Source organism: Streptomyces specialis (assembly GCF_001493375.1).
GTDB classification, from domain to species: domain Bacteria; phylum Actinomycetota; class Actinomycetes; order Streptomycetales; family Streptomycetaceae; genus Streptomyces; species Streptomyces specialis.
Window position 1 is genome coordinate 222859 of sequence record NZ_LN929897.1, and the last position, 15789, is coordinate 238647.

Here is a 15789-nt window from a genome sequence, read left to right on the forward strand (position 1 = left end):
GCCCGGCCCGGCGCCGGTGCCGACCGGGAGCCGAGCGCCTACGCTGGGTGGCATGGCTGACACAGACATCCACGACAGCCCGGCGAGCTGGGTGAACGACCATATCCGCCGCTATGTCGAGACGGACGGCCGCGAGGGACACCTCTGGCGGGACGGCGTCCCGACGCTGCTGCTGACCACGCGCGGCCGCAAATCCGGCCTGCTGCGCCGGACCGCCCTGATCTACGGCCGGGACGGCGACGACTATCTGGTCGTCGCCTCCCAGGGCGGCAAGCCGGAGCACCCCGCCTGGTACCACAACCTGGTGGCCGACCCGGAGGTCCGGCTCCAGGTGGGGGCCGACAAGTTCCGGGCCCGCGCCCGCACGGCCACCCCGGAGGAGCGGGCCCGCCTCTGGCCGCGGATGACGGAGATCTGGCCCGACTACGACGAGTACCAGACGAAGACGAGCCGGGAGATCCCGATCGTCGTCCTGACCCGCCTCTGACCCGCCTCCGACCCGTCTCCGCCTGCGAGCCGGCCGGGCGCCGCGACCGTCACCGCACCGGGAGCGGCGCCCCCGGCTCGCCGGCGGGCCGGGGGCCGTGGACGCGGCGGTCCGCCTCGGCGATGCGGACGTCGTTGATGCTCGCCTCGCGGCGCCGCATCAGGCCGTCGTCGGCGAACTCCCACAGCTCGTTCCCGTAGCTGCGCCACCACTGACCGGCCGCGTCGTGGTGCTCGTACTGGAACCGCACCGCGATCCGGTTGTCCCGGAACCCCCACAGCTCCTTGCGCAGCGCGTAGTCCAGCTCGCGCTCCCACTTCTCGCGCAGGAAGGCCACGATCGCGGGCCGGCCGGTGATGAACCGGTCCCGGTTCCGCCAGACCGAGTCCTCCGTGTAGGCGAGCGCGACCCGCTCGGGATCGCGCGTGTTCCACGCGTCCTCGGCGGCCTGGACCTTCTGGGCGGCGGTGTGCTCGTCGAAGGGCGGGAACGGGGGGCGGGGTGCCATGGGCGGACTCCTGTCGATCGGCGCCGCAGGTGGAGAACGGTCGTTCTCCGGGCTGTCGGTTAGTGTAGAGAACGCACGTTCTCAGGGGTAGGGCGGAGGGGCCGTGGATCACGAGGAAGCGCGAACCCGGCTGCTCGACGCCGCCGAGGCGCTGTTCTACGAGCGCGGTGTCCAGGCCGTGGGCATGGACGAACTCCGCGCCGCGTCCGGGGTCTCGCTCAAGCGGCTGTACCAGTGCTTCCCCGCCAAGGCCGACCTGGTCGAGGCATATCTGCGCCGCCGCGACGAGCGCTGGCGCGCGTCCCTCGCCGCGTTCGTCGCCGAACGGACCGCGCGGCCGGAGGACGGACCACCGGCGGTGTTCGACTGGCTGCACGCGTGGTTCGCCGACCCCGGCTTCCGGGGCTGCGCCTTCATCAACGCGTTCGGCGAGCTGGGCGCCGTCTCGGACGCGGTGGTCCGCGCGGCCCGCGACCACAAGCGGGCGCTCCTGGACTACATCACCGGTCTCGTCCGCGCCCTGCCCGTCCACGACGCCCCCGCGCTGGCCGGGCAGGTCGTGCTGCTGATCGAGGGCGCGATCACCACGGCCGCCATCACCGCCGACCCCACCCCCCTAGCTCTACACTCTCCTCCTCGTCGGCATCGTCCGATGTGTCTAACAGACACCCCCACCCCCCACGGCGCGGACGAGTTCCATCAGCCCCCGTTCAATGCCTCGCTGATCCGCTCACGGAGACGGGTCGCCCGCGCGTCGTCGTACCCGGTGAGGGCGCGCAGCGCTTCCGACCAAGTCTCGCGCGCCTTGTCGCCCTCGTCCGATGCCCGCTGCGCGAGGGCGAGCCCGTGCAGCGCGTTGGCCCGGTGCCAGCCGTCCCCGAGCGCCGCGTAGGCGGTGGCCGCGTTGCGGTGGAAGTCCGCCGCCTCCTCATGGCGTCCCGTCTCCCGGTACGCCTCGCCCGCGCGATGCCAGGCGGCTGCCTCCCGGGGACGGTCCCCGAGCCGGCGCTGGATCACGGCCGACCGGTGGAAGGTCTCCAGCGCCTCGTGTACCTGTCCGTTGGCCACCTGGGCGGCGCCGAGCTCCAGCAGCCAGTACCCCTCCCAGGACTGGTTACGGTGGCTCCGCGCGATGTCCACCGCCCGCCGGGCATGGTCGAGTGCTTTCTCCGGCCGGCCGTCCTCGCGTTCGACGGCGGCCAGAATGCGCAGGACATTGCCCTGTCCCCGTTCGTCCTCCCGTGCCGCGTACTGGCTCAGCGCCTCGTGCGCATGAGTCCGCGCCTCGGACAGCGCTCCCCGCTCGTAGGCGACTTCGGCCATGTTCGACCGCACGACGGCAAGCCATTCCTGCCCGGCCGTCAGCTCATCGAGCAGCGCCAGGGCGTCGCCGAACAGGCTTGCGGCTTCGTCCAGCCGCCGTTGCCGGAGCCGGAGCAACCCGATGTCGTTGAGGGACAGGGCCTCGTTCACCCGATCGCCGAGCTCGCGACGGATGGCCAGGCATGCCTCGTGGTACTGCCCCGCCTCGTCCAGCCGGCCGGTCTGCGTGCGGACCATGCCCAGGCTCTCCAGCAGATCGGCCTCGCCCGCCCGGTCTCCGAGCCGACGGGCCGCGCGCAGACCGATCTCGCCCATCGCCAGCCACTCCTCGAAGGGGTTGAGCCGCATCTGCACGCCGCGCAGGACGGCCGGCAACTGCCAGGCGATCCGGTCGAGCCCCGCTGCCTCGGCCGCCCGGACCGCCGCCAGAAGGTTCCGGCGCTCCTGCTCGTACCACTGGGCCGCGTCGGCGTAGTCGGTGAACTCCAGCGGTGTCACGCCCTGCCCGGGCGGGTCCAGCGCGACGTGCTGTTCCTGCGGATTGACGCGGGTCTGCGCCGCGTCCGACGTGTGCAGATACCAGTCGAGCACCCGGTGGAGAGCCGACGCCCGCTCGTCGTCCGAAAGCTCGCTCTGGGCCTGATCGGCGGCGTAGGCCCGTAGCAGGTCGTGGAACTCGTACCGTTCGGGGCCCGTCTGCTCGAGCAGGTGGGCACCCACCAGGACATCGAGCAACTGCCGGGTCCTGCTCACCGGCATGGCCGCGAGGGCGGCGGCCGCGCTCGTGTGGAAGGCGGAGCCCGGGTGCAGGCCGAGGGCGCGGAAGAGCGCGGCGGCGTCCTGCGGCAGGGCGCGATAGGACCACGCGAAAACCGTGCGCACGGCGTCCGCCTCCTCATCGTCCTCGGCGCTGAGGGCCTCCCACAGGTGGGACTCGTCGCGCAGGGCCCCGATCAGGTCGTCCAACCGCATCCGGGGCCGGCTGGCGGCCCGCTCGGCGGCGATGCGCAGCGCCAACGGCAGCCGGGCGCACAGCCGGGCCAGCTCCACGAGCCTGCTCTCGTCGTCCGCCGGGCGGTAGTCGGCGGTCACCGCTCGCAGCAGGGCCACCGCCTCCGGCTCGGGAAGCACGCCCAGAGTGATGCGCCGCGCGCCGTCGCGGACGACGAGCCCTGACAGCCGGCTGCGGCTCGTGACGATGGCCAGGCAACCGGGCGAACCGGGCAGCAGCGGCCGGACCTGGCTCACGGTGGCCGCGTTGTCCAGAACGATCAGCATCTTCCGCCCCGCCAGGCACGAGCGGTACAGGGCGGCCCTGGCCTCCGGGTCCGCCGGGATGGCACGGGCCGGCACATGGAGCGCGGTGAGGAAGTGGTGCAGCGCTTCCTGGGCGGTGAGGGGCTCGCCCGGGTCGTGTCCGCGCAGGTTGACGTAGAGCTGTCCGTCCGGGAAGTGCTCCCGCGCCTGATGCGCCCAGCGGACGGCCAGCGATGTCTTGCCGACCCCGGCCGTGCCCGCGATCAGCACGGACAGCACCAGCCGGTCGCCGGCCTCGCCCGCCAGAACGGCGTCGAGTTGCCGCAGCTCGCCCTCTCTGTTCACGAACCCCACGACGTCTCCCGGCAGTTGCCGGGGCGTTGGCTCGTCCGGCCGTCCGCCGGGACGGCGCCCGTCATGGAAGTGGATGTCCCCCGTGACGTTGCCCGCCTGCACCACATGCCGCGCGGTCCCCGACATCTCCGCGTGGGAACCGCCGGGGGGCCGCACTCCGTCTTCTCCGCCGATTTCCTACTCCACCCGTGGTGGCGGCAGATGAGCGATCTCCCGTTGGAAATAGGTCAGGAGGTCTTCGCCCGCCGCGTAGACGCTCTTGCACAGTTCTACGAAAGAGGCTACTACGTGAGGGTCCGTATAGCGCACGCCCCCTTCGATGACGCCCTCGTCGTCATAGAGGATTTCGTACAGCGTGTCGCCGCCGAGATTGATCAGCTCCGGGAGCGGCCTGTCCCTTTCCAGCGCGCCGATCGCCTCGGGGCCGACAACTCTGATCGCCTCGCCGCACTCCGCGCGAAGCTTGAGCGTGTGCATCTCCCACTGCAAATACGGGACCAGTGGTTTCTCGACCACCCGTACCCGGTACAGCCCGACACCGCGCTTGTCGCACATCGCGCCGAATTCCGAGAGAGAGGCACGCCGTTCCTCGTTGAGTCGGAGAGCCTCGCTCCAATCGCCTCGCGCGAACGCCTCCCAACTGGGGTCTCCGGGCTCCTCGAAATGCTGCTGTCGCTCCAGCTTCCAGGAATCCTGGGCGGACAGCCCGTCCTCCCGCCTCCGGAAGTCCGCCCGGTAGTCGGCGAGGGACAGCCGTTCACCGGACGCGCTTTCGAGGCCCAGGTCGTCAAGCGTCAGCATCGGGGATGTCTTTCTTCGCAGAGCTCAGCATGGCTCCGGGGATGATGACCAGCCGCTCGTCGGCGGCCAGCGTCACGTCCTCAGGAAGTCGCTGGGCGTATGTCGTTGTCAGGTCGCGGCCGATTACTGCGATATCGCCGTTCTCGAGCTGCCAGATATCGGGGCAGCCGTCACGGCCGCCCGTGCTCCCTAACTCACGCGCCGACTTTCCCAGCCGGCGCAGGAATCCCGCTGAGGGATCTGCTTCCCATGCGCGTCGCATGTCGCTCTCCGCTCGCCAGACGTGACGTTCTGTCACTTCGGCTTACTCTAGCCGCGCACGGATTGCCATGCAATGGCGACAAGATGCAATAGCGGAGAGGTCGTTGACGCATATGCGTCCGGCAAAATTGAACGCTTTCGATCGTGAGTCGCGCCGAGTGCGCCGTTCGTGAGCACGTTCGACGGAGGAGACGACGCGCGGGCGCGGCCGGACCGGAACCGCCGGGGTCGGACGGTGCCGCGATGACGCCGACTCCCGATCGCCTTCGGCCTTCCGGACCCAGCGGACCTCGCACCGGGACCACCTCCCGGGGTCTCCGGTCAGGCCAAGGGCTCGGGTTCGGTGGTGATCCAGTCTGTGACCGAGGTGTGGGTGGGGGTCCAGGCGAGGTGGGTGTGGGTGCGGGTGGTGCGGGTGCGGCTGTTGGAGCCGAGGGCGTAGACCGCCGGCTCGTAGCCCCATGCCGCGATGGCCTGTTCCACGTCCCACGGCTCGGGGCCGGGCAGGTTCAGGGCTCTGGCGAGGGCTTCGGTGATGGCGCCGAAGGACTCCTCGCCGTTCTCCACGAAGTAGAACGATCCGGCGGGGGAGCGCTCCAGGGCGAGCAGGTAGAGGTCGGCGACATCGTCGATGTGGACGTTCGACCAGATGTTGCGGCCCGGGCCGATGTGGCGGACGACTCCGCTCGCCGTGGCCTGGCGGACCAGGGCCGGGATCTGGACGCTGTCGCGGCTCGGGCCCCGGCCGTGGCCGTAGATCAGCGTGTTGCACAGGACGCTGGAACGGACGTCCAGGTCGGCCGCCGCGCTCAGCACCAGGCGGTCGATCGCGACCCGGGCGGCCTTGTCCGCGGTGGGGCGCCAGGTCGAGCCGGGGTCGTGCAGGGACTCGTCGAAGACCGCGTCGGACGCCTCGCCCCTGGCGTCGTCGCCGACCACGCTGGAGCCGCTGGTGTGGAGGAACGGCTTGCCGGAGCCGGCCAGGCCGGCGAGCAGCGCCTCCACCGCGCCGCGGTGGTCGCTGTCCGCCGCGTTGATCACGGCGTCGGCCCGGCGCGCCCGCTCGGTCAGCAGGTCCGCGTCGTCCAGGGTGCCGGTGACCGGCTCCACGCCGAGGGCGGTCAGCGCCTCCGCCTTCGGGCCGCCGCGGGTGAGGCCGCTGACCGTGTGGCCGGCCCGGAGGAGCCGGACGGCCACCGAGCCGCCGATGTACCCGGTCGCGCCGGTGACGAAGACCTTCATCGGACTCCTCTCCCGATCCGTCAGGGGGACGCCCGGTGTCCCTCGGCCATCTCCAGGAGGACCTGGTCCAGGGGCGTGGGCCTGACGCCGAGTACCCGCTCGGCCGCCTCCGCATTCAGCACCAGCGGACGCCGGTCCAGATAGAGGATCTCGGGCAGCTCGGCGATGATCGAGTCGGCCCGGCCCGCCAGCGCGACCTCCTCGTCCGTCATCTCGCGCAGCTTCGGGGCGGGGGGGCCGGTCAGCTCGGCCAGCCGCGCGGTCAGCTCCCGGGCCGGGGCGTGCGAGGTGGACGGCACGTGCCAGGCACGGCCGAACGCCTCGTCGGTCCTGGCCGCCGCCACCATCGTGGCGGCGGCGTCGCCCGTGTACGTCCAGGCGTGCGGCGCGTCCAGATCCGCCGGGTAGGCGGCAGGCCGCCCGGCCAGTATGTCGTCGGTCACCATCAGGTTGTAGAGCGATCCCGCGCCCCGGCCCAGGTAGTCGCTGCCCCTGATCTCCGTGGCCCGCAGCCGGCCGGCCTCGTGGGCGGCCAGCGCGTCCAGCCACATCCGCGCCCGCACCCGGCCCTTGCGGGAGGTCGGCGCCGCCGGCAGATCGTCGGTCAGCGGGCCGTCCACCGGGCCGTACCCGTACAGGTTGCCCATCAGGACATACCGCGCCCCGGTGCGCTCGGCGGCGGTGATCGCCGCGTCGGACAGCGGCGGGAACATCTCGGGCCAGCGGTCGTACGGCGGCATGGCGCAGTTGAACAGGGTGGCGGCGCCGGTGGTCAGCGCGGTCAGCCGGGCGGCGTCCGACGCGTCGGCGGCCACCCGTTCGACCGCCGGGTGGTCGGGGCCGCTTCCGCTCCGGGTGACGACGCGGACCCGGTCGCCGGAGGCGGCGAGCAGGCGGGCGACGCCCGAACCGATGGGTCCGGCGCCGAGGACGACATGCGTGGGCATGCGGGTGCTCCTGATCCGTGGAAGGGAGGGGATGAGAGGGAATATCCGGTGGCCAACTCTGCTTGCGCCGAAGAGGGTCCGACAGGGATCCGCGGGCCGATCAACCGGAGGTTCGGGCCATGGCCGAGACCCCGCATCGCGTCGCCGTGGTCGCCGTGCCGCCCGTGACGACGTTCGACTTGTCCATCCCCGGGCTCGTGCTCGGCGAGCCGGAGGTGGACGGCGGGCCCGCCTACGAGGTGCGCGTCTGCACCGCGCGCCCCGGTGTCGTCCCGGGGCTCGGCGGCCCCGACGTCGTCGTCCCGCACGGTCTGGGGGTGATCGCCGAGGCGGACACGGTCATCGTCAGCGGCATCGGCGAGCGCGGGGACACCGACGCCGGGGTGCTCGGCGCGCTCCGCGAGGCCGCCGGGGCGGGCAAACGGATCGCGTCGATCTGCTCCGGCTCGTTCGTCCTCGCCGAGGCCGGGCTGCTGGACGGCCGCGCGGCCACCACCTACTGGGCGCTGAGCGACGAGTTCCGCCGGAGGTTCCCGGACGTCGATCTGGTGGGCGACGTGCTCTACGTGGACGACGGGCAGGTGCTGACCTCGGCCGGTGGCTCGGCCGGGATCGACCTCTGCCTCCACCTGCTCCGGACCGACCTCGGCGCCACCGCGGCCGGGGAGATCGCCCGCAAGCTGGTGGCGGGCCCGATGCGGCCGGGGGCGCAGGATCAGGTGGTCCGGGCTCCGGTGCCGCCGGAGAGCGGGCTGTCGCTGGCCGCCACCCGGGAGTGGGCGCTGCGGCGGGTCACGGAGCCGCTGTCGCTGACGGACCTGGCCCGTCACGCCGGGACGAGCGTCCGCACGCTGACCCGCCGCTTCCGGGCGGAGACCGGGCTCAGCCCCCTCCAGTGGCTACTGCACCGGCGCCTGGACCGGGCGCTGGAACTGCTGGAGACGACGGATCTGCCGATGGAGCACATCGCTCACCGCAGCGGCATCGGCACCGCCGACTCGCTGCGCCGCCACCTCACCCGCCGGACCGGCCTCACGCCGCGTGCCTATCGCGCCGCCTTCGGCCGCGCGCCCTCGGTGCGGTAGCCACGCCGCGGCGGGCCCGCCCGGGGAAGGGCGATCCGGGGAGGGAAAACCCGGCGAAGGAAAGGAAGCGGGAACGGGCAAGGGCGTCATCGGACTCTCCCGGTGGGGCTGTGGTGCCCTCCCAGGATCGGCCCCGGCCCGGCCCGCGCGCGTCCTTCTCAGGTCGCTTCCCGCGTCAGCACTTCGATGTACCCCGCGTTCACGCGCTGATCCCGGTGAGCAGCGTGTCGGCCAGCGTGGTGGAGAACTCGCGCAGCGGCGTCGGCGGCTCCTCCTCCCAGAAGCAGTGCAGGAAGGCCCGCTGGAAGCAGGCGCCCAGCAGCAGCGACGCCGTCGCGGCGGGGTCGGCGCCCCGGCTGATCCGGCCCCTGCGCCGCTCGCCGCGCAGGTAGGCGGTCAGCGCCCGGAGCAACTCCTCCGGACCGGTGTTCATCTCGCGCAGGGCCGCCCGGTGCCGCCGCAGCAGCGCCGGCTCGGCGAAGAGGGAGAAGGAGATCGAGCCGACCGACAGGTAGAACTCGACGGCGTGCTCGGCGATCTCCGCCAGGCACGCGGCGAGGGAACGGTCGCCCGGGTCGGCGGTCAGCTCCGCCAGCAGCGGGCCGATGTGCGGCAGCCGCTCCTGGAGGACCCGGACGAAGATCTCCTCCTTGCTGCCGTAGTGCTTGTAGAGCGCGGCCTCGGAACAGCCCGCCGCCTGCGCGATCGCCTTGGTGGTCGTGTGCACCAGGCCGATGGTGCGCATCAGCTCCTCGGCGGCGTCGAGGATGCGGACTCGGGTGGCGACGGGAGCCGGGGACGGGAGAGGCACGCGGATTCCTTCCGGGCTGTACGGGTGGCGAGTGAATACTTACCCACTTCACCGGAGATCAGCGAGCCGGAGATCAGCGAGCCGGAGATCGGCGAGCCGGGGAACGGGGAGGTGACGTTCCCCGTGCTCCCTCTCCCCGCCCCGGAGGCGAGGAGGGTCCCCGGAGCACGGGGAACGTGTCCGGTGCGGCGGCCCGGCTACAACAGCGGGTCCCGCCGGGGCCGCTTGTGCAGGTCGAACCCGCCGGTCTCCATCAGCCGCGCCACCTCGCGCCCGGCCGGGGTGAGGGCGAGCGGGGAGCGGGTCTCCAGCATCCACGCCCGGAAGCTCGCGCCCGGTTCGCCCGCCGGGCCCTGCTGGGTGAGGCCCTTGGGGGTCCACATCATGGTTCCGGTCTGGTCGACCGCGCCGAAGGAGCCGGGGCCCCCGGCGTACAGGACCACCTCGTCGTAGTCGGCGTTGCGGTGGATGGGCGGGCGCTCGCCGCCGCGTCCGCCCACCGAGTGGAGGCGGGTCAGGTCCCGGTCGTCCGCCAGCAGGCACACCGGCCGGGCGTCCTGCCCGGTCCCGGCCCGGTGGACGTCCCGGAGGTTGAACCGCCGCACCACGGGCTCGCCGTCCGTCTTCAGGCAGGCCATCGGGTCGTAGTCGTAGAAGTACGAGGTCAGCTCGCGGCCGTGCCGGACGACCAGCTCGAACTCGCCGTCGATCGCGGCCGGCGGGCCCTGCGGCGCGGGGATGTCCACGTGGCGGCGGGTGTCCAGCACCCGCGGCCGGTCCTCGGTGCGGAACGCCGGCGCCTCGTCGGTGACGACGACGATCTCCTGGAGCGCCTGGGTGATGGCGGTCAGCCGGTAGGTCACGGCCCGGGGGATGAGCACGAAGTCCCCGGCGCGCAGGTCGAGAACGCCGAAGTCGGTCTCCAGCCGGGCGCTGCCGCGCAGTACGTAGTGCAGCTCGTCCGCCGTGACGTTCCGGAGCGCGAACGGCATGGGCTCGACGCGCCAGTCGCTCTCCACGCTGACGCCCTCGCCGGTGAGCACCGGGACGGGCAGTCCGCGCCGCTCGTGCCACACGTCGTCGGCGAGGTGGTTGAGGTTGATCCGGTACGGGGCGTACGAGCCGCGCACGCGGGTGTAGGGCGGGGTGTACTGGTCGCGGTGGACGGTCGCCGCCGGTCCGGCCAGGCCGTTCCGGGTGTAGGACTCGACGTGCGGCCGGCGGGGCTCGTTCGACGTCACGGCTGGTTCCTCCTCGAACCCGGACCAATGGGGGGAACGAGAGGTGGGTGAGTGCTCACTTACCCCTCTCCGGTAAGTAAACACTCACCCTCGCGGTCCCGCAAGCGGTCAGGCGGTCGCGGGCGACGCGCTCCCGCGCCGCTGCTCGACCCGGGCCTGCCGCGTGGCGTACAGCGTGATCGCCGCCGTGATCACCAGGGCGGTCAGCCCGAAGGTCACCAGCCCCGGCCAGGCCGCCCGGTGGAAGATCATCGCGCCCACCGTGCTGCCCAGGCTCGCCCCCAGGTAGTACGTCACCTGATAGAGCGCCGACGCCTGCGCCTTGCCCTCCGTGACGCTCCGGCTGACCGAGCCGGAGGCGACGGCGTGGCCGAAGAAGAACCCGGCGGTGATCAGTACCAGACCGGCCAGCACCGGCACCAGGGACTCCGCCAGGCTCAGCAGCAGCCCGGCCGAGACGGTGGAGATCGCCGTGTACAGCGCCCCGCGCCGGCCCAGCCGTTCCATCAGCGGCCCGGTCGCGGAGGACGAGACGGTGCCCACCAGGTAGATGACGAAGACGGAACCGGTCAGCCCCGCCGAGAGCCCGAACGGCTCCTCCACCAGCCGGAAGCCGATCACCGTGTAGGTCGCGCTGAACGTCGCCATCAGCAGCATGCCGATCCCGTACAGCCGCAGCAGCAGCGGCCGGGACAGGTGACCGGCGACCGTGCGCAGCACCACGCGCGGCTGGAGGGAGGCGGGGGTGAAGTTCCGCGCCGGGGGCAGCAGCGCCCGGAAGACCAGCGACGACAGCAGCGCGAGCACGGCCACCGCGCCCAGCGCGGCGCGCCAGCCGGCGCCCTCGGCGACCCAGCCGGTCAGTACCCGACCGGACATGCCGCCCACACTGTTGCCGGCGATGAACAGACCGATCGCGCCGACCGTGGCCCGGCCCGGCAGCTCCTCGGCCAGATACGCCACGGCGGAGGCGGGGATGCCCGCGATCGCCGCGCCCTGGAGCGCCCGCAGCGCGATCAGCGTCCGCAGATCGGGCGCGAACGGAATCACCAGCGCCAGCGCCAGCGCCACGCCGACCGACGCCGTCATCATCTCCCGGCGCCCGAACCGCTCGGAGAGCGCGCTCAGCGGCAGCACCGCCAGCGCCAGCCCCACGGTGGTCGCGGAGACGGTCCAGCTCGCCGCGCCGGGGTCGGCCCCGTAGGCGGCGGCGATGTCGGGCAGCAGCGCCTGGGTCGAGAAGAGCATCGCGAACGTGGCCATGCCGATGGCGAAGAGCGCGAGGTTGATCCGCCGCGCGGAACGGTCGGATCCGCGACCGGCGGCGGAGCAGAGGTCGGGCGCGGGGGAGAGGGCGGGCGCGGAGGAGTGGGAGACGGACGGGAGTTGCGCGGCGGAGGCCCTCGCGGTGGCGTGAGCCCCAGTAGATGCTGTGGGCATGCATCCAACGTAGATCGCCGGGTTTCATGCGTCCAATGCACGAACCGTGCATAATTGTTCCTCTCATGCATCAGCAGAGCTGAGGGGCGGACATGTCACCTCCTGGCAGCCAGGACGAAGTTCGGGTAACGGTCGTCACAGCGGGCCTGTCCCCGGACTCCTGGGCCGCGCTGCTCACGCCGCGCCTTGCCTGGTTCGCCGCCGTCGCCCGCCGCGAGCACCTCACCCGGGCCGCCCGCGACCTGGCCGTTCCCCAGTCCACGCTCAGCCGCGCCATGGCCCGGCTGGAGGCCGACCTCGGTGTCGCGCTGCTGGCCCGGCACGGCCGCGCGATCTCCCTCACCCCCGCCGGGCGTTCCTTCGCGCGGTTCACGGAACGCGCCCTCGGCGAGGTGGAACGGGCCGCCGAGGCCGTCCGAACCGACGCCGACCCGGCGGCGGGCAAGGTCGCGTTCGGCTTCCTGCACACCATGGGCCCGGAGACCGTCCCCGAGCTGCTGCGCGCCTTCCGCGCCGACCATCCGCGCGTCCGCTTCGCGCTGGTGCAGAGCTACGGCGAGGACATGATCGAGCGCATGCGTGCGGGCGAGCTGGACCTGTGCCTGACCTCGCCCGTCCCCGAGGCGCCGGACCTGGTCACCCGTCGTCTCGACGAACAGCGCCTCTTCCTCGTCGTCCCGGCCGACCACCGCCTCGCCACCCGCCGCCGGGTCCGTCTCGCGGAGGCCGCGGAGGAGCCGTTCGTCACCCTGGAACCCGGCTACGGCCTGCGGCGGCTGACCGACATCCTGTGCGAACGGGCCGGGTTCAGGCCGCGGGTGGCGTTCGAGGGCGAGGAGCCCGAGACGCTGCGCGGCCTGGTCGCCGCCGGGCTCGGCGTCGCGCTGCTGCCGCCGCCGACCATGCCCAGGCCCGGGGTCCGCGACCTGGCCGTCACCGCGCCCCGCGCGGTGCGGGAGATCGGCGTCGCGTGGATGGCCGACCGGCCCGACACCCGCCCGGTCGCCGACTTCAAACGGTTCCTGCTCGGCCGCAGGGGCCGCCTGGTCGCCGCGCCCGGCAGGGAGCCCGAGCGGCGGGACGAGGGGAGCGGGCGGTGACGGCGGCCGACCGGGAACGGGGCGAGGTCCTGGAGCTGTACAAGCTCGCCGTCGAGGCGGTGACGCGCGTCTCGGCCCAGCGCGGCGTGGCCAACGCCTTCTACCTGACCGTCCAGACCGCGTTCGCCTCGGTGCTCGGACTCTCCCTCGCCACCCTGCGGGACACGACCTGGTGGGTCGCCCTGGCCATATCGTTCATCGGGCTTCTGCTGTCGGTGTCCTGGTGGCTCCAGTTGAGGGCCTACCGCCGGCTCAACCGGGCCAAGCTCGCCGTCATCCACGAGCTGGAGACCCGGCTGCCGGTGCGCCTCTTCACCGCCGAGTGGCGCGAGCTGGGCGGCGGGCCGCCGGAGGGGAACGGCCGCGGTCGCCTCCCGGCCGGGCTCGGCACCGTGGAGCAGATCGTCCCGGCGGCCTTCGGCGCGCTCCACCTCGTCATCGGACTCGGCGGCGTCCTGTGAACTGCCCGTTGCCGAGAAGACATGTGATCTACGCGCGTAGGGGCTACAGTGCCGACGTGACCCCGAGTGAGACACCGCCCAGCGAGGACCAGATCAGGCGCGCCCCCAAGGTGCTGCTGCACGACCATCTCGACGGCGGGCTGCGGCCCGCCACCATCGCCGAACTCGCCCGCGAACAGGGCTACGAACGGCTTCCCGAGACCGACCCCGAGCGGCTCGGCGCGTGGTTCCGCGAGGCCGCCGACTCCGGCTCGCTCGTGCGGTACCTGGAGACCTTCACGCACACCTGCGCCGTGATGCAGACCGCGCCCGCCCTGGCGCGGGTCGCCGCCGAGTGCGTGCTCGACCTGGCCGAGGACGGCGTGGTGTACGCCGAGGTCAGGTACGCGCCCGAGCAGCACCTGGAGCGCGGCCTGACCCTGGAGGAGGTCGTCGAGGCCGTCAACGAGGGCTTCCGCGAAGGGGAACGGCTCGCCGCCGCCCAGGGCCGGCGCATCCGCGTGGGCGCCCTGCTCACCGCGATGCGGCACGCGGCCCGCGCGCTGGAGATCGCCGAACTGGCCAACCGCTACCGCGACCTGGGCGTCGTCGGCTTCGACATCGCCGGCGCGGAGGCCGGGTTCCCGCCCACCCGGCACCTGGACGCGTTCGAGTTCCTCAAGAGGGAGAACAACCACTTCACCATCCACGCCGGGGAGGCGTTCGGACTCCCCTCCATCTGGCAGGCGTTGCAGTGGTGCGGAGCCGACCGGCTCGGCCACGGCGTGCGGATCATCGACGACATCGAGGTGGCGGAGGACGGCACCGTCACGCTCGGACGGCTGGCCGCCTACGTGCGCGACAAGCGGATCCCGCTCGAACTGTGCCCCACCTCCAACCTCCAGACCGGCGCGGCCGCCTCGTACGCCGAGCACCCGATCGGCCTGCTGCGGCGGCTGCGTTTCCGGGCCACGGTCAACACGGACAACCGGCTGATGAGCGCCACGAGCATGAGCCGCGAATTCACCCACTTGGTGGAGACATTCCAGTACACGCTGGACGACCTTCAGTGGTTCACGGTCAATGCGATGAAATCCGCGTTCATTCCTTTCGATGAACGTCTGGCGATGATCAACGACGTGATCAAGCCCGGATATGCGGCGCTACGCTCCGAATGGCTGTTCCTGCGAAACAGTTCCACACCGCTCTGACCTGCTGTGATGCCGGGCGCGGAACCTGACTCCCGCGCCCGGTACGACGAATCCGGCCGGGTGGGTTACGGGCGACGGCGCGCATTTCGATTCATTGCGGCGTCGGCCGCACAGTGGTTACCTTCGGCTCGCCGCTCGAAACCCACAAAGGACGTAGTTACTGATGAAGCAGGCAACTCAGAAGACCCTCGGCGTCGCCGCCCTCGGTGCCGCCCTCGTGGCCGCCGCCGCGGGCACCGCCTCCGCCTCGGTCACCGAGAACGTCGAGCAGACCACCGGCGACGTGGTGAACACCCTCCCGCTGCAGGAGACGGCGGACAAGCTGCCGGGCGACAGCGGCGAGGTCGTCAGGACCGGCACGGACGTCCTCACCGGAGAGGCCGACGCCCTCCCGGTCGCGGACCAGACGCTCTCCCACACCACGGGCGCCGCCACGTCCGAAGGACTGATCAAGCCGGCGACCGAGCTGCTCGGCGGCATGCCGGTCAACCCGACCTCCGAGCTGGGGCTTCCCACCGACAACCTGCTCGACGGCCTCCACCTGGGCAACTGAGCGGGTAGCGCAGGCAGCACGAGGGCCGTGTCCCGCGACGATCTCGCGGGGCGCGGCCCTCGTCGCGTGCCGGGCCGCGACGCCGGGCGCCGGGTCAGAGTTGCGACAGCACCGCGCGGACCCGGCGGGCCTGGCGGACCGGGCCGCCGGGCCGCCGCCGCCGCAGGTGCGGGCAGACCCGCGCCGCCCGGCGCGACGTCCCGGCGCGCGGGCGGCGGGCGACGGCGGCCCGCAGCGGCCCGTAGCAGAGCAGATGGGTCAGGGCGACACCCAGGGTGTTGAGAATGATCGAGTCCACGTCCGCGACCCGGCTCGGCAGCAGCGACTGCCACAGCTCCAGCGCGAGGGAGAGCATCCCGCACACGAACACCGTGCGCAGGAACGAGGTGATCCGCGGGCCGCCCAGCCGCCGGCCCAGCAGCGGCAGCAGCGCCCCGAGCGGTGCCAGCCGCACCAGCCCGGCGCCGATCGTGCGCCCCGCCGCCTCCGGTCCGCGGGCGATGTCGGCGCGGATGGTGGCCAGCGGTTCCAGGTTCGGCGGGGACACCCACAGCACTTCCAGCGGGCGGAGCGCCGTCCAGGTGACGCACACCAGGTAGGCGGTGAGAAGAACGAGAGCCGTCACCCGCAGTCCGGGGCTGACGCCGGGCCCTGGCGAGCCCGCTTGAAGATGCCGCACGGAAACCAGGACGCCCGGCCCGCCCGGCCCGGTTCCCACCGAAGGAGTG

At 72.6% G+C, this 15789-nt stretch carries 16 protein-coding genes and 1 pseudogene; 7 read left to right on the forward strand and 10 right to left on the reverse strand.

The features are described from left to right. Positions 1 to 52 precede the first annotated feature (52 nt). Entirely contained in the window at positions 53 to 487 is a 435-nt protein-coding gene (locus BN2279_RS23705) for a nitroreductase family deazaflavin-dependent oxidoreductase (RefSeq protein WP_059013060.1), read from the forward strand. Between the two features lie 49 nt (positions 488 to 536). Here BN2279_RS23705 and BN2279_RS23710 read toward each other — a convergent pair whose 3' ends face one another. Continuing rightward, the gene (locus BN2279_RS23710) at positions 537 to 995 is read right to left on the reverse strand and encodes a nuclear transport factor 2 family protein (RefSeq protein ID WP_059013062.1); all 459 of its coding nucleotides are present in this window, start codon (positions 993 to 995) and stop codon (positions 537 to 539) included. Positions 996 to 1098: 103 nt separating this feature from the next. Between BN2279_RS23710 and BN2279_RS31625 the strand changes: the two are divergent. Then, a pseudogene (locus tag BN2279_RS31625) lies at positions 1099 to 1251 on the forward strand (helix-turn-helix domain-containing protein); the annotation flags it as partial. A 443-nt stretch (positions 1252 to 1694) separates the two neighbouring features. On the opposite strand, the gene BN2279_RS23715 reads toward BN2279_RS31625, so the two are convergent. The 5 genes from BN2279_RS23715 to BN2279_RS23730 all read right to left on the reverse strand — a co-directional run bounded on the left by BN2279_RS23715 (position 1695) and on the right by BN2279_RS23730 (position 7180). Further along, entirely contained in the window at positions 1695 to 4055 is a 2361-nt protein-coding gene (locus BN2279_RS23715) for an ATP-binding protein (RefSeq protein WP_059013625.1), read from the reverse strand. Between the two features lie 51 nt (positions 4056 to 4106). Then, on the reverse strand, positions 4107 to 4730 hold the full coding sequence (locus BN2279_RS23720; protein WP_059013064.1) for a DUF6879 family protein: 624 nt from the start codon (positions 4728 to 4730) through the stop codon (positions 4107 to 4109). Beyond that, positions 4717 to 4992 (reverse strand): hypothetical protein, encoded by a 276-nt coding sequence (locus BN2279_RS28130; RefSeq protein ID WP_079032451.1) that lies wholly within the window; start codon positions 4990 to 4992, stop codon positions 4717 to 4719. The genes BN2279_RS23720 and BN2279_RS28130 overlap by 14 nt, the downstream gene beginning before the upstream one ends. Positions 4993 to 5312: 320 nt before the next feature. Beyond that, positions 5313 to 6233 (reverse strand): NAD-dependent epimerase/dehydratase family protein, encoded by a 921-nt coding sequence (locus tag BN2279_RS23725; RefSeq protein WP_059013066.1) that lies wholly within the window; start codon positions 6231 to 6233, stop codon positions 5313 to 5315. Between the two features lie 20 nt (positions 6234 to 6253). Further along, the gene (locus tag BN2279_RS23730; protein WP_059013068.1) at positions 6254 to 7180 is read right to left on the reverse strand and encodes an NAD-dependent epimerase/dehydratase family protein; all 927 of its coding nucleotides are present in this window, start codon (positions 7178 to 7180) and stop codon (positions 6254 to 6256) included. Positions 7181 to 7299: 119 nt separating this feature from the next. On the opposite strand from BN2279_RS23730, the gene BN2279_RS23735 reads away from it, so the two are divergent. Further along, the gene (locus tag BN2279_RS23735) at positions 7300 to 8265 is read left to right on the forward strand and encodes a GlxA family transcriptional regulator (protein ID WP_059013070.1); all 966 of its coding nucleotides are present in this window, start codon (positions 7300 to 7302) and stop codon (positions 8263 to 8265) included. Between the two features lie 199 nt (positions 8266 to 8464). Here BN2279_RS23735 and BN2279_RS23740 read toward each other — a convergent pair whose 3' ends face one another. The 3 genes from BN2279_RS23740 to BN2279_RS23750 all read right to left on the reverse strand — a co-directional run bounded on the left by BN2279_RS23740 (position 8465) and on the right by BN2279_RS23750 (position 11757). Further along, on the reverse strand, positions 8465 to 9076 hold the full coding sequence (locus BN2279_RS23740; RefSeq protein WP_234348070.1) for a TetR/AcrR family transcriptional regulator: 612 nt from the start codon (positions 9074 to 9076) through the stop codon (positions 8465 to 8467). Between the two features lie 197 nt (positions 9077 to 9273). Continuing rightward, the gene (locus tag BN2279_RS31105; protein ID WP_059013072.1) at positions 9274 to 10317 is read right to left on the reverse strand and encodes a hypothetical protein; all 1044 of its coding nucleotides are present in this window, start codon (positions 10315 to 10317) and stop codon (positions 9274 to 9276) included. A gap of 108 nt (positions 10318 to 10425) precedes the next feature. Then, positions 10426 to 11757 carry an MFS transporter gene (locus BN2279_RS23750; protein WP_059013074.1) on the reverse strand — a complete coding sequence of 444 codons (1332 nt, stop codon included), beginning with the start codon at positions 11755 to 11757 and terminating at the stop codon, positions 10426 to 10428. Between the two features lie 92 nt (positions 11758 to 11849). On the opposite strand from BN2279_RS23750, the gene BN2279_RS23755 reads away from it, so the two are divergent. The 4 genes from BN2279_RS23755 (at position 11850) to BN2279_RS28785 (ending at position 15061) form a co-directional block, all read left to right on the forward strand. After that, a complete protein-coding gene (locus BN2279_RS23755; protein WP_059013077.1) occupies positions 11850 to 12857 on the forward strand; it encodes a LysR family transcriptional regulator in 1008 nt (335 codons plus the stop codon). Continuing rightward, entirely contained in the window at positions 12854 to 13318 is a 465-nt protein-coding gene (locus tag BN2279_RS23760) for a RipA family octameric membrane protein (protein ID WP_104531107.1), read from the forward strand. Before BN2279_RS23755 ends, BN2279_RS23760 begins: the two co-directional genes overlap by 4 nt. 56 nt (positions 13319 to 13374) lie before the next feature. After that, the gene (locus tag BN2279_RS23765; protein ID WP_059013079.1) at positions 13375 to 14508 is read left to right on the forward strand and encodes an adenosine deaminase; all 1134 of its coding nucleotides are present in this window, start codon (positions 13375 to 13377) and stop codon (positions 14506 to 14508) included. 163 nt (positions 14509 to 14671) lie between these two features. Then, positions 14672 to 15061: an ATP-binding protein gene (locus BN2279_RS28785; RefSeq protein ID WP_104531108.1), complete on the forward strand. Its 390-nt coding sequence runs from the start codon at positions 14672 to 14674 to the stop codon at positions 15059 to 15061. Positions 15062 to 15155: 94 nt separating this feature from the next. On the opposite strand, the gene BN2279_RS28790 is transcribed toward BN2279_RS28785, so the two are convergent. Beyond that, the gene (locus BN2279_RS28790) at positions 15156 to 15686 is read right to left on the reverse strand and encodes a VanZ family protein (RefSeq protein WP_234348072.1); all 531 of its coding nucleotides are present in this window, start codon (positions 15684 to 15686) and stop codon (positions 15156 to 15158) included. Positions 15687 to 15789: the final 103 nt, after the last annotated feature.